Annotated in this window: 19 protein-coding genes and 1 other annotated feature; of the genes, 7 read left to right on the top strand and 12 right to left on the bottom strand. The window is 41.9% G+C overall.

Annotation, left to right across the window (positions count from 1 at the left end):
* Positions 1–38: 38 nt before the first annotated feature.
* From GC102_RS07815 to GC102_RS07790, 6 genes are all read right to left on the bottom strand, one after another.
* Positions 39–914 (bottom strand): carbohydrate ABC transporter permease, encoded by an 876-nt coding sequence (locus GC102_RS07815; RefSeq protein ID WP_171688985.1) that lies wholly within the window; start codon positions 912–914, stop codon positions 39–41.
* A 17-nt stretch (positions 915–931) separates the two neighbouring features.
* Positions 932–1,882 (bottom strand): ABC transporter permease, encoded by a 951-nt coding sequence (locus tag GC102_RS07810; protein ID WP_171688984.1) that lies wholly within the window; start codon positions 1,880–1,882, stop codon positions 932–934.
* Positions 1,883–2,083: 201 nt separating this feature from the next.
* On the bottom strand, positions 2,084–2,593 hold the full coding sequence (locus GC102_RS07805) for a GyrI-like domain-containing protein (RefSeq protein WP_171688983.1): 510 nt from the start codon (positions 2,591–2,593) through the stop codon (positions 2,084–2,086).
* A gap of 113 nt (positions 2,594–2,706) precedes the next feature.
* A complete protein-coding gene (locus GC102_RS07800) occupies positions 2,707–3,237 on the bottom strand; it encodes a P-loop nucleotide/nucleoside kinase family protein (RefSeq protein WP_246320790.1) in 531 nt (176 codons plus the stop codon).
* 74 nt (positions 3,238–3,311) lie between these two features.
* Positions 3,312–3,758: a GyrI-like domain-containing protein gene (locus GC102_RS07795; RefSeq protein ID WP_171688981.1), complete on the bottom strand. Its 447-nt coding sequence runs from the start codon at positions 3,756–3,758 to the stop codon at positions 3,312–3,314.
* Positions 3,759–3,939: 181 nt separating this feature from the next.
* Positions 3,940–4,578 carry a cell wall hydrolase gene (locus GC102_RS07790; RefSeq protein WP_171688980.1) on the bottom strand — a complete coding sequence of 213 codons (639 nt, stop codon included), beginning with the start codon at positions 4,576–4,578 and terminating at the stop codon, positions 3,940–3,942.
* Between the two features lie 470 nt (positions 4,579–5,048).
* On the opposite strand from GC102_RS07790, the gene GC102_RS07785 reads away from it, so the two are divergent.
* The 4 genes from GC102_RS07785 (at position 5,049) to GC102_RS07770 (ending at position 9,031) form a co-directional block, all read left to right on the top strand.
* Entirely contained in the window at positions 5,049–6,488 is a 1,440-nt protein-coding gene (locus GC102_RS07785) for a DUF7948 domain-containing protein (RefSeq protein ID WP_171688979.1), read from the top strand.
* A 257-nt stretch (positions 6,489–6,745) separates the two neighbouring features.
* Positions 6,746–7,150 carry a hypothetical protein gene (locus tag GC102_RS07780; protein WP_171688978.1) on the top strand — a complete coding sequence of 135 codons (405 nt, stop codon included), beginning with the start codon at positions 6,746–6,748 and terminating at the stop codon, positions 7,148–7,150.
* Positions 7,151–7,188: 38 nt separating this feature from the next.
* The gene (locus GC102_RS07775; RefSeq protein WP_312883190.1) at positions 7,189–7,896 is read left to right on the top strand and encodes a glycosyltransferase family 2 protein; all 708 of its coding nucleotides are present in this window, start codon (positions 7,189–7,191) and stop codon (positions 7,894–7,896) included.
* A 274-nt stretch (positions 7,897–8,170) separates the two neighbouring features.
* A complete protein-coding gene (locus GC102_RS07770; RefSeq protein WP_171688977.1) occupies positions 8,171–9,031 on the top strand; it encodes an alpha/beta hydrolase in 861 nt (286 codons plus the stop codon).
* Positions 9,032–9,336: 305 nt separating this feature from the next.
* Here the strand turns inward: GC102_RS07770 and GC102_RS07765 are convergent, their stop codons facing one another.
* Entirely contained in the window at positions 9,337–9,897 is a 561-nt protein-coding gene (locus GC102_RS07765; RefSeq protein WP_171688976.1) for an MOSC domain-containing protein, read from the bottom strand.
* Between the two features lie 94 nt (positions 9,898–9,991).
* Positions 9,992–10,249 (bottom strand): SDR family NAD(P)-dependent oxidoreductase, encoded by a 258-nt coding sequence (locus GC102_RS07760; RefSeq protein WP_246320789.1) that lies wholly within the window; start codon positions 10,247–10,249, stop codon positions 9,992–9,994.
* A 341-nt stretch (positions 10,250–10,590) separates the two neighbouring features.
* On the opposite strand from GC102_RS07760, the gene GC102_RS07755 reads away from it, so the two are divergent.
* Positions 10,591–11,154, top strand: a complete 564-nt coding sequence (locus GC102_RS07755; RefSeq protein WP_171688975.1) for a CBO0543 family protein — start codon at positions 10,591–10,593, stop codon at positions 11,152–11,154.
* A gap of 222 nt (positions 11,155–11,376) precedes the next feature.
* Here GC102_RS07755 and GC102_RS07750 read toward each other — a convergent pair whose 3' ends face one another.
* Complete coding sequence (locus tag GC102_RS07750; protein WP_171688974.1) at positions 11,377–11,730, bottom strand: winged helix-turn-helix transcriptional regulator; 354 nt, start codon at positions 11,728–11,730, stop codon at positions 11,377–11,379.
* Positions 11,731–11,864: 134 nt separating this feature from the next.
* Between GC102_RS07750 and GC102_RS07745 the strand changes: the two genes are divergently transcribed.
* Positions 11,865–12,755, top strand: a complete 891-nt coding sequence (locus GC102_RS07745; RefSeq protein WP_171688973.1) for an alpha/beta fold hydrolase — start codon at positions 11,865–11,867, stop codon at positions 12,753–12,755.
* The gene (locus GC102_RS07740; protein ID WP_171688972.1) at positions 12,752–13,267 is read left to right on the top strand and encodes a dihydrofolate reductase family protein; all 516 of its coding nucleotides are present in this window, start codon (positions 12,752–12,754) and stop codon (positions 13,265–13,267) included. Before GC102_RS07745 ends, GC102_RS07740 begins: the two co-directional genes overlap by 4 nt.
* 145 nt (positions 13,268–13,412) lie before the next feature.
* Here the strand turns inward: GC102_RS07740 and GC102_RS07735 are convergent, their stop codons facing one another.
* The 3 genes from GC102_RS07735 to lysS all read right to left on the bottom strand — a co-directional run bounded on the left by GC102_RS07735 (position 13,413) and on the right by lysS (position 16,974).
* Positions 13,413–14,666, bottom strand: a complete 1,254-nt coding sequence (locus GC102_RS07735) for an ankyrin repeat domain-containing protein (RefSeq protein WP_171688971.1) — start codon at positions 14,664–14,666, stop codon at positions 13,413–13,415.
* Positions 14,667–14,742: 76 nt separating this feature from the next.
* The gene (locus tag GC102_RS07730) at positions 14,743–15,267 is read right to left on the bottom strand and encodes a protein-tyrosine phosphatase family protein (protein ID WP_171688970.1); all 525 of its coding nucleotides are present in this window, start codon (positions 15,265–15,267) and stop codon (positions 14,743–14,745) included.
* 246 nt (positions 15,268–15,513) lie between these two features.
* Positions 15,514–16,974 (bottom strand): lysine--tRNA ligase, encoded by a 1,461-nt coding sequence (lysS, locus tag GC102_RS07725; RefSeq protein ID WP_171688969.1) that lies wholly within the window; start codon positions 16,972–16,974, stop codon positions 15,514–15,516.
* Positions 16,975–17,062: 88 nt separating this feature from the next.
* Positions 17,063–17,330, bottom strand: a binding site (T-box leader).
* Positions 17,331–17,418: the final 88 nt, after the last annotated feature.

The following is a 17,418-nucleotide window of genomic DNA, read 5'->3' as shown; positions in this document are numbered from 1 at the left end:
AAAATAGACCTCCTTGATTTATCTTTTATATGTTCACTTTAACCTTTCACAGAGCCGATCAACATGCCTTGTTCAAAATGCTTCTGAATGAAAGGGTAAATGATGAGCATGGGTAGCGCTACGATGATAATAGCAGCCATTTGAATGCCTATCGTAGGTGGAGGCGTTGAACCTGCCGCTTCAAGCAGCTCCGGCGGGAGGCTGGAACTTGCAATAATTGTACGAAGTACTAGCTGCACCGGTGCTTTGTGCCAATCGGTCACATAGAGCATCGCATTGAAGAAATCGTTCCAATAGACGACCAAATAAAGGAGTCCAATCGTTGCTATGACCGGTTTGGATAAGGGCAGAACGATCTGCCACAGGATCCTGAACTCGGATGCCCCATCCATTGAAGCGGATTCCCGCAAGCTATCGGGGATGCCTTCAAAAAACGATTTCATAATGATCATGTTAAAAGCACTGAAGGCCATAACCAAAATCAGCACATAACTTGTATCTAGTAATCCCAACTGTTTCATGGTGATATAAGTAGGAATCATTCCGCCCTTGAATAGCATGGTGAAAACAAAGAAAAGCATGATCATCCGCCGACCGGGCAGCTTTTTCTCCGCGAGCGAGTAAGACGCCGTTATCGTAAGGAACAGCGCAAGCAATACCCCGCCCGCTGTATTGCGAATCGTATTGCCGTACGCCGAATAAATAAGCGAGCCTTCCTGCAGCAAGTACTTGTAATACTCCAAACTGAAGGAAGTCGGAAACAGAATCAATCCATTTTTCTCGCTGAAAATATGGTACGGCGTAATGGATACGGAAATAACATACCAGAATGGAATGACAATGATAATAGTCAGTAACGTTAGAACGATATAATTGGTGGAGACAAAGGCCTTCTCGCCTTTTGTAAGCTTCATCGGTTCTCTTTCCTTTCTTAGAAAATGCCGGAATCATTGATTCGCTTGGCGAATTGATTGGCAACCAGCATCATCACAAGTCCGATTGCACCCTTGATGACGTCAGCCGCAGCGGCAAGACTGAGACTGAACTGCTCGATACCTACACGGTAAATGTACGTATCCAGAATATCTCCGACCTCAAAAACCATCGGATTGTACAAGTTGATCACCTGGTCCAACCCAGCGCTCATGATATAACCGACCCTCAGGATGAAGATAACGATGATGGTTCCCATAATTCCTGGCAAAGTAATGTGAATAATTCGCCCAAAGCGTGAGGCCCCATCCATAATAGCCGCTTCGTACACTTCCGGATTAAGCCCAGCGATGGCGGCAATATAGATGATCGCTGCCCAGCCCATCTCTTTCATGGCATCCGTAACGACAAGAATCGTTCGGAAATAAGCAGGTTCGACGAGCAGATAAGCAGGATCGCCACCGAAGAATTCGATGATTTTATTAATGACTCCTGTTTCTGGTGAAAGGAGAAGCGTAATGATCCCTCCGTATACGACCCAAGACACGAACCTCGGCAGGTAGACGGCCGTTTGAAGTGACTTTTTGAACCAAGCAACTCTAACTTCATTCAATGCAAGCGCTAACAGGATCGGGCAAAGAAAGCCGCTGATCATTTTGTACAAGCTGATAAGCAGTGTATTCTTGAATGCATGGAGGAACATTTCGGATTCAAATAACATCCGGAAATATTTGAATCCGACCCATTCACTGCCGGAGAATCCCTGAATTGCGTTGTAATCCATAAACGCAATGCTGATGCCATAGAGCGGGAGATAGTCAAAAATGAGTACCCATACAACAGCGGGCATCAGTAGAACATATAACAGCCTATATTTCCATAACCTCCTTGCATACTTCATTAGCGGCTTTTCTTTTGTCTCGGTGATCTTGGCGGTCACCATCTCCATCTCTTTATCCTCCTAACCTCTGGCCGCACCCGGCTAAGAAAGTGCTTACATGATTAAGCTTAGCGGAAATCGCTGGGGACGAAAACCGGAGTGAAGGACAATAATACAGGGGAAAAGTCCTATGTATAGAAAAAAAAGCATATCTGTGCCTATGCGGCAGAGATATACTTCAGAAGCTTCAAAGGTTAAGGTGGTCTCGGTTTATTTCATACGAATAGGGAAATACAAGTCTATCTCGGAGTTTGGATCATCTGGCTGCGTATAACGCTGATCATAAAACTCGAATTCATATTTACCTGTGCGGGTACCACCGTCATATTCGTAAGGACTGTTCGGTAGCCAATGTCCCCAGAAATGCCCAAAGGCATCACCGATACCGTCAAGAGGACCCCGATGCGTCAGCACGATATAACGCGCAGCCGGAACTTCGATCCGCGTCATGCCCTCGGGTATGTCACCGTCCTGAGAGATTTGCACAGCGGCCGTATAATTGAACGGCTCGCCGGGCGCGTTGTCCGGATTTTGCAGCATGAGTCCGAAGCTTCGCCAGCCGAGCTGGCTAGGAACTTCTGGAATGCGCTTACTGAATCCCCCCCACAGCTTAGCAATGGCGTTCTCGGACGGTGGCACAGACATATCAAATTGAATCGTTTCGGTAATGCCAACAACGCTGAAGGCAGGTTTTTCGATGATTTTAGTTTCGATAATCATGAGTAGTCATTCTCCTTATTTTGGTTTGGGGTTGGCACTTGATTGTTCTACATGGAATTTTTATCCATACGAAAATTATAGAGTACATATGTTCCCTTGTAAACGCTTTTCAATCAAGGCTTAATAAAAACATTAAAACTAGAGTTACTTATGATTTCTTCTACGATCTCTTTTGGTTGTTTTAGAGTAGTGTCATATATAAACTGGTTAAAAGATGGTAACAAATCTAATTTATTTAGTAAAAATAAAGAGCGTTCTAAGGAATCAATATCCCCCCTATTGCTGAGACGTTCAATTAGCTTTTCTTTATCTGCTCTCAGTACAACATACTTTAATTCTAAATTTAAATCTGATAAACGTTTACAAAACCAATCTAGTTCATCCTCCACTACAAAATCAATAATTATATTTAAGTTATGGTGTATAAAATTCCTCGTTAAAGCCAGGATGTTCTCCCATGTTAGACTTAATCGTTCTTCCCATGAAGGTTGCAATTCTCCCTTGAACATATGAAGTAGATCATCTCCCTCAATAAGAACGCATTGTTTAACATTGCGTGCAAGTTCTTTCGAGATAGTTGATTTACCAACCCCAATTGGACCAGAAATGAGATAAATTATCTGTTTCTTGTCTTTTCCCTGCAAATCAAACATCCTCTCAAAAATGATAAATAGCAATATCCGTTAGGTAATAATTCCCCCTGTATGCTTAGAATAAATCATTGCAAAGGAATAAGAACTTCAGCCTTGTCGGGCCACGATGGGTTTTCAAAATAATATATCTCTAATGCCAGAGCTCGCCTGTCACTTTGTTGGCCGTCGGCATCCAAATAATTATGAATGACTTGATATGGATCACCTGCGGACTTTACTTTCGCATAACGATGAGGAGGGATCGTAAAACCGATCATTCCTTTGGGCACTTCCGAAAGGTTATCGACTTCCATACAGATCAAGTAAGTAAATAGAACCTCTGAAGTAAAACTCGGGCTAATATATCGTTCAGGATGGATGACGTTGCGTATTTCATCTTTGCGTTTGTGAAACTCTTGCTTCATTGCTTCTACTCTTTCTGGAAGGTGTCCTTGAAAAGAGGATGTGACATACAAGCCTACAAGTTTTATCTCTTGCAGTTCAAGCAGCTGAACTTGATTTTCGGAGTTCACTAGTAATCAATCCTTTCGATTTATATTATTGCACTATAAATTCAAGGAACTATATTGAATATCCTTTATTTTCCATTGCATATGCTAGCTGGTTTTAGCGTAATGACACAAAATTAAGATTACCTTTACAATTCACAAAAAAAAGCCGCGATTTACGCGACTTTTGTCATTGTATCTACTCTTAAAGGGTAAATACGTGATTACCAATGGTAATCTTGGCGGTTCTTTTTTTGCTCCAAGATGCCTGTGCAATATCAGGATTGTAAAAATAAAGGGCCCCAGTTGTTGGATCCATACCATTCAAAGCGGCTTTTGCCGCGCTAAAGGCTGATAAATCTGGTTTAAGATTAAACTGACCATCATAAACGGCTGAAAATTGACCTGGCTGATGGATAACCTCAGTGATGGAATCAGGAAATTTTTCGGACTGAACTCGATTAAGAACGACAGCTCCTACGGCAACTTGTCCTACAAAGGACTCCCCTCGGGCTTCGGAATGAATTATTCGCGCCAATTCATCCAGCACCGACTGTTTGGGTGAAATCGTTTTATTTAGTTTAGACAGAGTTAAGGAATCGGCTTCACCATCAACTGACAAGCCATAACTGGCTTGAAATTTCTTTACCGCATTCTTAGTCTGGTTACCGTAATAACCGGTAATACCAGTTTTAAAGTAACCGAGTGCGCTTAATCGTTCTTGCAAATCCAGTACTTGGTCACTTTGTGTGCCCTGACCTAACGATTGCGCACCGACCGGTGCGGCCATCCCCATTACACCAAGGGAACAGACACAGATAAGAGCCTGTATTTTCTTCTTCATGTTTCAAGATAACCTCCTCTTCCTTTTACGCGCCGCACAGGCAACGACATGCAGCATTACAAATTTAGGGGTGTTGATCCGACTCAAGATGTCGCCTTACACGCTCGAAAATAGGGAACAGCACCAGGCTGTCCCTATAGACTTCGGGAGAAATACCTATTAAGGGTCGCATACAGCGCATTTTCATAAAAGCTTGATAGGTCTCCTCATAGTCTTTGGGGACGACTCTATCAATACCATCTCAAATTCAAAGGCTGTAATAGGAAACAAGTATGCCTTGGTTTGATCATTAATAAAGGTAATAACAAGGGCTACGGGTATAAAAGAACCGGATTTGGTACAAATGTTTCATGCCTATTTATTTATATTAAGGGTGCATACCCAATCAAGCAATTATAGACATGCGTATCTATGTATCAGTGTACATGAAATCATGGCATGAGCCTATCAGAAAGGGGAAACGAGATCCCATGCAGCCTGAGGAAGAGACGAAACAGAGTATATTGGAGACTTATGGGCTTCCTATAGCGTTTGTTCCCAATCGTGGACAGTTGGATGATGCGGTTCGTTTCTATGCGGAAGGCAGAGAATTTCGTTATACCTATAGCCAGGAACAAGTAGGGATGACCTTCTTTGAGTCTGATCCTAAACTGTCGTTTTTTCATAAACCGAGTCTGGCTCGGCGGTTTTTGAATGCCCGTTCTGACGTGACCCCTGAAGGAACATCACCGGAAACGAGACGCGGTAGCGATACTAATGAACATGCCTCGAATCTCCCCATCTATCGGGAAGTCGTCTACCGGCAGGTGTGGCCTGGCATTGATGTGGTATTTCAAGGACACGAAGGGAATATGAAATATGATGTGATACTGCAGCCGGGTGCCCAGATGGAGGATATTCGGTTCATCTGTGAGGGGGCAGACGAGATCCGGATCGATGATGCCGGTAATTTGTTGATCGTTACCCCCTTCGGGACGTTCATGGACCTCAAACCGGTGGGTTATCAGAAAAAGGATCACATCCAAAACCCAGTCGGATACCGGTTTGTAATTAGGGCCGAAGCGGATGGAAGCCAAAGCATTGGATTTGAGATGACCGAAGGCTATCATACAATTTATTCTTTGGTCAGTAACGCATACGCGACTGAAGACACTAATTCCGCCAACTTCCCCACCACGCACGGCGCCTTTGCCACTACTTTAGACGGTATTAAAGAAGAATTTATTATAATAGTGAGAATTACCTGCCCCGTAATGCAAGGACCGCCGGGACTTCTAGGGGAATCCGGACCTGTCAGTTTACCAGAACCTCAAACAACCCTTGGACTGGAAGGCTGCCTTGGGCCTCCTGAATCGCAAGGATTACAATGTGAGCCTGTACCTTTCGGGCCGCCGGGTTCTCGAACACCCAATAAGCGAAAACGAATAAGTAAAACGAATAGAATAACTTGCACCAACTCACTGAGAGCGGATCTTGTTTCATTAGACAAAAATATAAAAAAAATGATTCAAGGAAAAAACATTATCGGTTTGGGCTCAAGACGAGTTGTATATGATCTGGGTAATGGTTACGTTCTAAAGGTAGCTAAGTCCAAATATGGGATAAAAAGTAACAAGAAAGAAGTAACGATATGCATGACATCTCCATCCGAGATAAAAAAACATCTTGGCCACATCCTAAAGCACGATGATAGATACAATTGGATAATAATGAAAAATTATCATAAAAATTTCCGAAAAAATAAGGAAAACATGAAAAAATTTTTTGATATGAAAGGGAAATTTAGGAGAAATCGAATAATTCCTTATGAGATTTCAGGTCGCGATGGACCCAATTATCAAAACCTGCGTCTAAATTCTGACGGGGAGATCGTTGTGATTGACTATGGAAATTTTAAATATCAATTTTAATTGTTGCCCAAAGTAATGTGAGTGTTCTTCATACACATGACATATGTACAAAATATAGCATTTTGTTCAACTGGCGGTAGTGATTGTTGAAATATTCAGTAATACCAGTCGATGTCGCCCCCCCCCACCCGCAGCGCTTACAAAATCCCCCTTACTTCCGCTTCACTGAGGGCCTAATTATGGTTAATTTTGTAACTTATTAACGCGGTTGAATAGAATAACACCACACCTTATGACGGGAAGGGGTACATTGTTACATGAAGAAGAAGATTAAAAAAATGAAAGTTATCGGGGTAGGTAAGTGGCGAGTAGTACTTGATTTGGGAAATCGCCGTGTAATAAAAGTTGCTAAATCTAAAAATGGGATATCAAGCAATAAGCAAGAAGTAATTGTATATAAGTCAGCTCCATCTCGGATCAAAAAACACCTGGGAACAATCAAAAAGTATGGGGATGGATATCGCATTTTAGTAATGAAAAAGTACAATCGGATGTTTCCCAGATCAAAAAAATATAAGAGAAAGCTATTCGCTTTGAGAGGCACATTCATGAGGAATGGAATCATTCCTCATGATCTTAATTCTAATAACTTACGTTTAAAAAATAATGGACTAATCGTTATTATTGATTATGGGAATTTTGAAAACCGCCGCAAAAAGTGAAATGCACACGTATTTTTAAAATTTTAGGAGGAGATATCGTGAGCAAAAAAAAGCGGGGAGTATCGATCATCACGTGTACGAATAGGCCAAGTTTTATTGGTAATGTCTTGGCAAATTATAAAAGACAGCGTTACCCGATAAAAGAATTAATTATCGTATTAAATAAAAGCGGCATGAAAATATCCAAGTACCGCAAAAAAGCAAAAGACCATAAAAATGTTTCGGTTTACAGGAGGAGGGAAAAAGTCTCTCTGGGTGAGTGTTTAAATTACGCAATAAAACGGACGAAGCACCCCTATATAGCTAAATTCGATGATGACGACTACTACTCGAAATATTATTTGACTGAGCAGATGAAAGCGCTGCGTCGTTCGAAAGCGCATGTTGTAGGAAAAAGAGCCTATCTGGCTTTTATCAAAACGAAAAATCTGCTCATCCTCCATTCGCCCAAAAAACAACATAAATTCGTTACATGGGTGACCGGTGGAACCCTATTATTTAAAAGGCGTGTTTTTAATAAAGTCCGATTTCCAAAAGTTTCGATAAATGAAGATGTGATCTTTGCAAACAGATGCAGGATTAATCGCTTTAAAGTATACTCCTCAAGTCCTTACAATTATGTAATGATCCGCAGAAAAAACAAAAAAGGCCACACATGGAAAGCCAGTGACGATCATCTCCTATCAAGAAGCCAGATAGTTGCAAAAACCAGGGATTTCCGAAAAAAGAGCACCCGAGCACAATAAGATACTTCAAATCAATCTAACATATGCACCAAATTCTTTGTAATATGAACAAGTCATAGGGAGCTGCCGCGGTAGCTCCTTCATCATTTATATAATGTCCTTAATCCAATAAAGGGTTAGATATTTCACAGAAATATAAACTATGCTATTCACTATGGCTTGGGAATGTACTTTTATTAGTGATGATCCGATAATAACTCTTTCCATTAACTATTGCCTCTTGTAAGATTTATATAGAAGAAGGGTCAAAAGAAATGCGGAGGGATCATCATTTATGAATACTTACCCTGAAGACTTTGAAACATACACCGCTCGTGATGGTGCTCAACTTCCATACCGTTTTTTTGAGGGTCCATCCGATGTTGTGCTTATTTTTCTACACGGCATCACGGAACCTAGCTTGTATTTGAGGGAATTCGGCCAATATGTATCCCAACTTGGGCTCGCCACCGTATACCTTCCGGATCTACGTGGATATGGAAATCATCCTATTCGACGCGGCGACATTGACTACATCGGGCAACTTGATGATGATTTGGAAGACATGTTCTGTTTTGTTCAGAAGCGTCATCCCGGTGCGAGGATCATTGTAGGAGGCCATTCTGCGGGGGGTGCAACCGCAATCAGACAAACAATACGACCGATTCATAAGGACATTTTTGCCTATTTACTCGTTTCACCAGCACTTAGCCCCAATGCGCCACTTGATCGAAAAGGCGGATCCGGTAACGAATCCAAGGTGAGCATCCCACGATATCTGTTGTTAATGCTGCTCAATGCACTTGGCATTCACCGTTATAACCACACTATTGTATACCGCAGACTCACACCGGTTGAAAAGCTGCATGGGACTGAATCCTGCAATCTTAGCTATCGGCTCGCCATGTCGCGCATGGTGGGGAATAATTACGAAAAATATTTGTCGAAGTTGACCCAACCGACTTTCGTCATTGTAGGGGCTGATGATGAGGTATTCGACGCTGATGCATATAAACCACTTTATGAAAGATTTTGCAAGGCTGAGGTCCGCATCATCGCTGATCAAAATCACAACTCGATTGTAAAAACAGAAAATGCACTCTCAATCATGGGGAACTGGCTCAGAGTGATGCGGGGAGAGGGACAAGCAAAATGAACTAGTGAAGATAACGCAATTAAACAGCGTCTGCTGTAATCAATATGACTGCCCAAGCTATACTGCCCAGCAGCTGCAAATGATATGCTCCCTAGAGAAGGATTCCGTGTCATATGCCCTTCTTCAAATGCAAAGCGAAAAAGGGAGCGTACAAATCGAATCCGAGAATACGTTTGTCAGCTTCATACAGCATCCATAATCCTTCAATGTCATAATAAAAACCCTCCCAACTCTAGCTTTGCTAGAGTTGGGAGGGTTCAATCTTTGTTGCTTATTGTTGTGCTATCGTTTTCTGTCCCTCGGTATTACACTCGTTCTAAAGCACGAAATGGTTCAGGTGGTAGGTCAACTCGGACTGGGTCCCCAACTCGAATTTCTCCCCCAGTTAGAACGATAGCCATTACACCAGCCTTTCGGATTAGATTCCCGTTCTCATCGTGGTCCAAAACCGCATTCAATAGCCCTGACTGGAAATTTTCTATTTGTATACAAGGATTGCGAAGTCCCGTGATTTCAACAACTGCTATTTCACCGATATACAGCTTTGTGCCTTTTGGCAGTCCGAGTAAGTTTATACCACGGGTTGTAATGTTCTCGCCCAGCTGCCCGGGCTCGACGTGAAAAGCCGCACTTCGTAATTCATCGAACAATTCCGAATGAACTAAATGAACCTGGCGAAGGTTGGGTTGATTCGGATTTTGTGCGACTCGTGAACGATGCTTTACGGTCTTTCCCATGTGTGCGTCGCCTTCCACTCCCAGACCATCAAGAAGCCTAATGACCTCGACAGTCTCTTTGCTAAAAGTATGCGTTGCACTAAGGCTGACAGACACAACTTCTCCAACTTGAGATCCAAGGTTAGCCATTCACAACGCCTCCACTCCGAATTGAAAACAAACTCCTCAGATAGACAACTGAAATTGTTAATTAAATTTAGGAAAGTTTGGTGCCTAAGATGGTTCACATTTCTAATCTTCCATACCTCTCATTTACTGTAATCGCAGCTTGACGGATGCTTTCTTGATTGTTTACATCCATCATCACAAACGAAACATCCAGATCTGACTCCTTTAGTTTTTGCGCAGCTTCATGACCCATCTCTGGATTCCGACTTGCCAAAATGACCTTAAAACCATTCAAAGCCAATTGTTGGACCAACTCATATCCAATTCCTCGATTTCCGCCGGTAACAAAGGCAACTTGTTTATCCTGTGACATTTAATTCTCCATTTCTCGCCTGCTATAACCTTGGCTAGGCAATTGCATATTTTTCATTTAATTCCTTATTGAGAAAATTGTTTTGTGGGACTATACATGAAAATTCTCAGTAAAATAAATACTATACTTAATATCAAGAACAACAGTCCCCCTAATATGAATGGGTAAGAAGCTACAGTTTTCATGGCATTTTTAGAAAGTAATTTCCCTCCCACTCCTATCCTATTTGCCACACTCAAAAATAACTAACATTAAACTTATCGTTTTCCCAGCTCCAGAAACGATATGCGTATATAAACTTGATTTTGTGAAAACCTATCCCAAAAGGGGGCAACAGTGCTATGTCGGATGAGCAAAGAGAAGCACTTAAGGAGTTGTCAGACCGTATATCCTCAGTAACAAATGATTGGTCGATGTACTGGAAAACATACTCCAATATAGATACATGGCAATTTTGGGTAATGATAACATTTTTTATCGTGCCTTTGATTGTCTTAGTTTTTAGGATTGACAGAAAAAAAGCCTTTCGGATTGGCTTTTATGGTCTAGTCGTTCACGTATTTGCTTTTTATAGTGACTTGTACGGCACAACACAAGGGTTATGGGAATACCCCTACACATTAACGCCTTTTTCACCATCAAGTTTAGGCTTGGACGCTTCTCTAATTCCTGTTACTTACATGTTACTGTACCAATGGACGGTTAATCATCGGAAAAACTACTATTTGTATATTGGTTTATTAGCTATTGCTTTCGCCTTTGGGTTTAAGCCCTTACTTTCCTCCATTGGATTGTTTCATTTAGTGAAAGCAAGTTATGGTTATCTGTTCTTATTTTACCTCGCAGGAGGCTTTTTTAGTAAATGGATGACCGATTTATTCAAATTAGCACAAGAGCGTGCCTAAACACCATCTATTTTGAGCATTATCAAAATAGATGGTGTTTTATTAATAAACCTCGTAGCCTGCACTTCCGGAAGCTCCCTTGGACAGACGAAAGATATGGTGAACCTTTTCATAAATAAAAAGGACTACGTCGTAAAAAAACGGCGTGATAGTTTGTGAACTAATATAAAAAGGCATAACGTCTCAGGCGTTATGCCTTTTTATATTACTTCCACCGATGTTTTATGAAAGGATTTCCTCAACTATTTCCGTCCCACGCTCAGGACTTAAGCCATTTTCCTGAACCCATGCCCACATAGCGGCAAAAATAGGCTGCAGATTCCGCCCGCGCTCTGTTAGCTCATATTCGACGTGTAAGGGCACACCGGGGTATAGCGTGCGCGTTATTATTCCCTTCTCCTCCAATACCCGCAGCCGATCCGTTAACGTCTTCGGACTAATCGGGTTCAACCTTCGGCGAAGCTCTCCAAATCGCTTAGTGCCGACAAACAACTCCAGCAGAAGAGGGAGGGTCCACTTGCCATCCAAGATTTCCAGCAAAGGATCAATGGCTTCGATACAAGAGCGATCCAACATCGGCGTTTCCTCCATAGTTCATTTTTTGAAACTATTGCACTTTATTGTAACTACTTTTCAAATGTACCACAGTCCGCTACCATTGAAAACAGAGCGCACAAAAAAAGAAGGCATCAGATGGGAGGAAGACGACAATGAAAAGACCATTTGAAGTGGATGTGAAGGAGTACCCGTTTAAAGACCGATGGCTGCCATACCGCAACGGAAATATTCATTATATTGACGAAGGAAACGGACCGACAGTTCTTCTCCTTCATGGGAATCCTACGTGGTCATATCTTTACAGGAATGTCATTAAAGAACTGCGCGGTGAATTCCGTCTTATCGCTCCGGATTTTCCCGGCTTCGGAATGTCCAAAGCGCCATTCGGCTATGGTTATACGCCGCAAGAGCATTCGGAGGCTATATCGGACTTCATCCGCCGCCTGGATCTGAAAGACTTTATACTAGTGGTCCAAGACTGGGGTGGGCCGATCGGCCTTAACTACGCCATACGGAACCGGGATCAGCTGCGCGGAATCGTCTTGATGAACACTTGGGCGTGGCCTGCGACGCTGCTTCCTATGAAATTGTTCTCGCTTGTGATGGGGGGATGGCCTTTCGGATATTGGCTACAGACTCGCCGCAACTTCTTCGCCAAGGTCATTGTTCCGCACGGCATCCACCATGCCGAGAAAGTAACGGAAAGCCTGAGGAAAGCTTATACCGACCCTTTCCCGACACCGGAGTCCAGAATCCCGACATGGGTATTCCCCGGGCAGATTCGCAAGGCCCGGTCTTGGCTGGCGGCTATTGAATCGGGACTGCCCTCGTTATCCGATTTGCCCGCGCAAATAATGTGGGGGACAAAAGACAGCGCCGGCTTTCCGCTTGAAGTCATGACCAAATGGCAGAGCTATCTGCCGATGAACGAAACCGAAATCCTCGACGATTCTTCTCACTATGTGCAGGAGGATCGACCGGATCGGGTAGCAGCATCAATTCGAAAAATATGGACTAGAACCTCTGGAGGAAAAATCATATGAAAACTATTTTATTGGCAACATTAAGCGCCAATGGTAACTATGCACAGTCGAGTCCCGAGAACCCGCCGAAGAAGGAAGCACTTGGCGATTTTGCGAAGCATGCCCAAGCAGCCGGGAATTTTATTGTAGGACGCCGAACCTTCGAGGCTATGGCTGCCAGCGGCGGTGCAGGCGGCGGTCCCTTTTCCGAATTGGATATCGTTGTGGTTTCCAAGAACGTTGATGCCCTTCCGGGGGCAACGATTGCGAGATCACCGCAGGAGGCCCTGAACTACCTGCAGCATAAAGGACATCAAACCGCAGTCGTAGCAGCTGGCGCTGATCTGCACAATGCATTTTTAGGTCAAGGGCTTGTCGACGAGCTGATCTTCAATGTAGCGCCTGTATTGGAGGGCAAGGGCCTTCATCTAATGATCGACACAGATAATTATACGTTCAAAGATGTTCAGCTTCTGGATACCAAGCCTCTTGGCAGCGGCGTCATCCAGCTGCATTACGCGGTTAGCCGCTAGTGCAAGTGTTTGATCCTACCAAACTGTCAAAATAACATTAAAGCGATAAGATAACCATTAAAATGGCTTCTTATCGCTTTACTCTCGTTCCTCGTTATGACTGTGCTTATTATTCCTTCGTAACCAGCCTAGAGAGATCAGGTCATCACTCCGTGGATTGCCCTTCTAAAAGCTTAACGATTTCATCCCTTTTTTTCTCGTCTACAATGTTCTTAGCCTTAGCAAGCGCTGTAACTCCATCCTTGTCTTTCACCTGCGTCTTCGCTCCTTTACTCAACAACAATCGGATTACCTCGGCGTTGCCTTCAATAGCGTGCTGATTGAACTCCACGGCAAAGGAGAGCGCTGTATTGCCCTTCTCGTCGGCTGCATTGACATCCGCATGGGCATTGATCAACTTTTCGACCATCGTATAAACACCCTGAACGGAGTCATAGCCGTAAGGATTAACCGCCCTCATTAGTGGAGTCGTTCCTGACCAATTACTTTTCGGCATCTGAATGGGATCTGCCCCGTGCTCGAGCAACAGCTGAACAATTTGCCGAGATTGTGGCATACTCATATTTACAGCTGCTATTAACGGCGTTTCGCCATCTGCGTTTGCAGCGTTCACATCGGCTTTATACGCTATAAGATTTTTTACAATCTGGACGCTCTCATCGGTTAATCCAGAATTGGCAAAAGGATGAAGCGCCGAAAGCAGAGCCCCCCCGCCTAAATTCGGATCGGCTCCCATCGCAAGCATCTTGTTAACCAAACCAAGCTGTTTTTTACTCGATACCTGCATTAGCGGGGTCAATCCATTTGCACTTACATTCACCTTGGCTTTAGCATCCAGAAGACTTTCCGTTAAATCAATGGCTCGTTCCGCAGCATAATGCAGCGGTGTGTAACCATTGGAGTCATCGACGATATTAAGATCAACTTGCTTTTGAATCAATAGTTCAACCAAATTGGCAACGTGCGGCTTCCCTTGAAACATATGAGCCATTTTGAAAATCTGAAGAAAAACTGGATTGAGATCGGCTGGTGCTATCGCATCGACTTGCTTTTTAGTTTCATTCAGATCCCCACGCCCTGCCGTTTCAAATAATTGGAGGGCAGTCATCTCAATTCGCGATTTGAGCTGCTCTGTTGGCGTACCGTACTTTATGGATATTTGCTGTTCAGTCTCATTGAACTCTACTTGGGCTCTCATACTTTCAGCTACAAAGCGGATAGGCACGTAGGCATGTCCGTTATAGTTCAGAACGGTGTACTCACTATCTAGCTGCTTAGCAACCCCATTAAAAAGAAACTTCACCTGGTACTTAATAGCTTGAATAGCATCAGATGCATATACAGCCGTAGAAAAGGTAATACCGGCACCCAAAACCATTCCAATCACTATTTTTTTCAATGTATATTTCTCCCTTCTAAATAAACTAAAGTCCGACATTTCTTCAGCTAATTCTTCCTCACTATTCTGTTTAAACTCAGTTTGGGTATTCTCGCTTCCACTCTTCGATTAGCGGTTTGAAATTTTTATCAGGCTCTATTATAGGGCGCTTTGTTTTTATATCTTTTAAAGCTTGTGTAAAAGAGCCCCCTTTTTCACCCAAAAACCACAGTAATAACATAACAGAACGAGACCTCCCTTGATGACAAGTAACAAGAATTCGCTTGTTTTGTCCGATCCTATTTTGAAGGGCTTCCTTTGCTTTTGGTAAAAACTCTTTCGCTTCACTTAATTCACCATCACGAAATGGAAATGCAATATATTCAATTCCTTCAGGTGTATATACATTACGATTTGACGATCTAATATCTCTTAAATCAATCCAAACATCAATCATAGGAGTTGGTTGATTTTCAAATTTTCCAGTTCGATTGATATTACGGGCTTCTACGGCTCCATACAACAACTCGTCTATGTCATCTTCACCGCCGAGATATAGTTTATCTTTCATTATCTCGGAGTAACCATATTTGCTTTCCCAATCTGGAGGTTGATGTTTCATAATACACCCCTAATTTCTTTGCTCTCATATTACCATATTTAGGAATTTATGATCAGCTTTTTCTTAGGATTATTAAAGTATTGTTGTTGAGTAATTCTACCCTTAATAAAAACAAGGAGCAGCTGCCACGGCAGAACTGCTCCTTGTTTTGCTCAACTATCGTTTCCCGTTAGTTGAATAAGGTTTAGTCCTTGAATCTATATATAATTGGCAACTCAGACTCAAATCACTACTTAAGAGTAAATTTTAAAGTTTTTTAGTCAACGGAAATAAAACACAATCTTTAATAGTATCACTATCAGTTAGCACCATTAACAGGCGTTCAATGCCAAATCCCCAACCAGAAATGGGGGGCATCCCATATTCCATCGCTGCTAGATAATCTTCATCCATCTCCATAGCTTCTAAGTCTCCATTGCTCTTAAGAAGGGCTTGAGCCTCTAACCTTTTTCTTTGTTCTAATGGGTCAACCAACTCTGAATAGGCATTAATAATTTCTGCTCCATTCACCACTAATTGGAACCGATCTGTAAGAGTAGGATTTTGATCATTGCCTCTAGCTAATGGGGATAAATCGATAGGGTGCTGGACTAAAAAAGTCGGTTTTACCAGTTGAGGTCGGCACATTTTCTTGTAAAGAAGATCAATGAAATTACCTCTACCTAAAGATTCAATATCCGATTGTTCTATGTGGATATTTTTCCTCTTGGTTTCTTGGTATAAATCTTTAACATCAGGATAAAGGTCTATATCAATCCCAGTGTCTCTTAAGATTAAATCCCTAAAGGAGACAATGTCCCATTCTAATGAAAAATCAATCATGTGACCTTTTATTGTAATGGTAGTTGTATTAAAGGTTCGATCAAGAATATACAGGACCATATCACGCATTAATTTCATTGTATCCTCATAGTTCCAATATGCAGCATATCCTTCAACCATTGTAAATTCTTGAAGATGCTGAGGACTGATCCCTTCATTTCTAAAACACTTTGCAAATTCAAATATTTTGGTAAAACCACCAATAATTAATCTTTTTAAATAGGTTTCAGGGGCAATGCGTAAGTTTAATTCAGTGTCTAACGAGTTATGATATGTCCTAAAAGGTTTAGCAATTGCACCCGAGGAAGTATGCTGTAAGACTGGTGTTTCTACTTCTAGGAAATTTTGATCCTCAAAGAATCTCCTAATGGCACTTACCATTTTAGTTCTAGCTAATAAACGTATTTGAGTTTCCTTTGTCATTATTAAATCTAAGTATCGTTGCCTATATCGAGTTTCAATGGAAGTTAATCCGTGCCATTTTTCTGGTAAAGTACGCAAAGCTTTACCAAGAAATACATAGCTATCAATTCGCAGTGTTTTCTCATTTGTCTTGGTCGTATACATATGTCCTTCAACACCGATAAAATCCCCAATGTCCATTAATTTATGAAATTGATTAAAAGATATCTCACCAACCACTTCCTTACTCAAAAGAAGCTGTAAACTTCCTTCTATGTTCGATATGGTAATAAAAATAAATTTACTGAAGTTCCTAATACCCATTATTCTTCCAGCAACTCGCACACCGGATGTTCCATCTTTAAGCAGGGCTGCCTCATAAAGTTCAGAATTTGTAGTAAATTTCTCAGGATATACCGGGATTCCCTGGGATCTTAAACTGTCTAATTTCTCTAATCTAAGGATAATTTGTTCATTACTCATTCTTATCACTCCATTTTTTTGTTATCGGGACTTAAAAGCACGTATACAACTAAACAACAAAAAAACTCCCACCCCCAAGATTATTCATCTTGAGGACGAGAGTTGTTAGCTCCGTGGTACCACCTCAGTTTTATTGATATGTTACCATATCAACCTCTTCGGGTACGGCAATATTTTATTGATTATACCCTATCTCATTAACGGGAGACCCCGTCGCAGCATCACTAAGAATTACATCTCAGATCCGTGCGAAGCTCCGAGCCTTTTTTCATTAAGATCATTATTACTCCTTCACACCAAACAGGAGCTCTCTGCAAATAATTAATCAAAATTACTTTTCTCATCATAGCAGCATATTCTTTTTTTGAAAATTAAAAATATTTTAGCAAAATTGTATCATTTAGTCAAATTTTTGTCATAATCCGTGTTTGTCTTAATTTAACT

The organism is Paenibacillus germinis (assembly GCF_013141785.1).
Classification (GTDB): domain Bacteria; phylum Bacillota; class Bacilli; order Paenibacillales; family NBRC-103111; genus Paenibacillus_E; species Paenibacillus_E phytorum.
The sequence above is the reverse complement of the archived record's forward strand: the minus strand, read 5'-3'. Positions and strand labels throughout refer to the sequence as shown.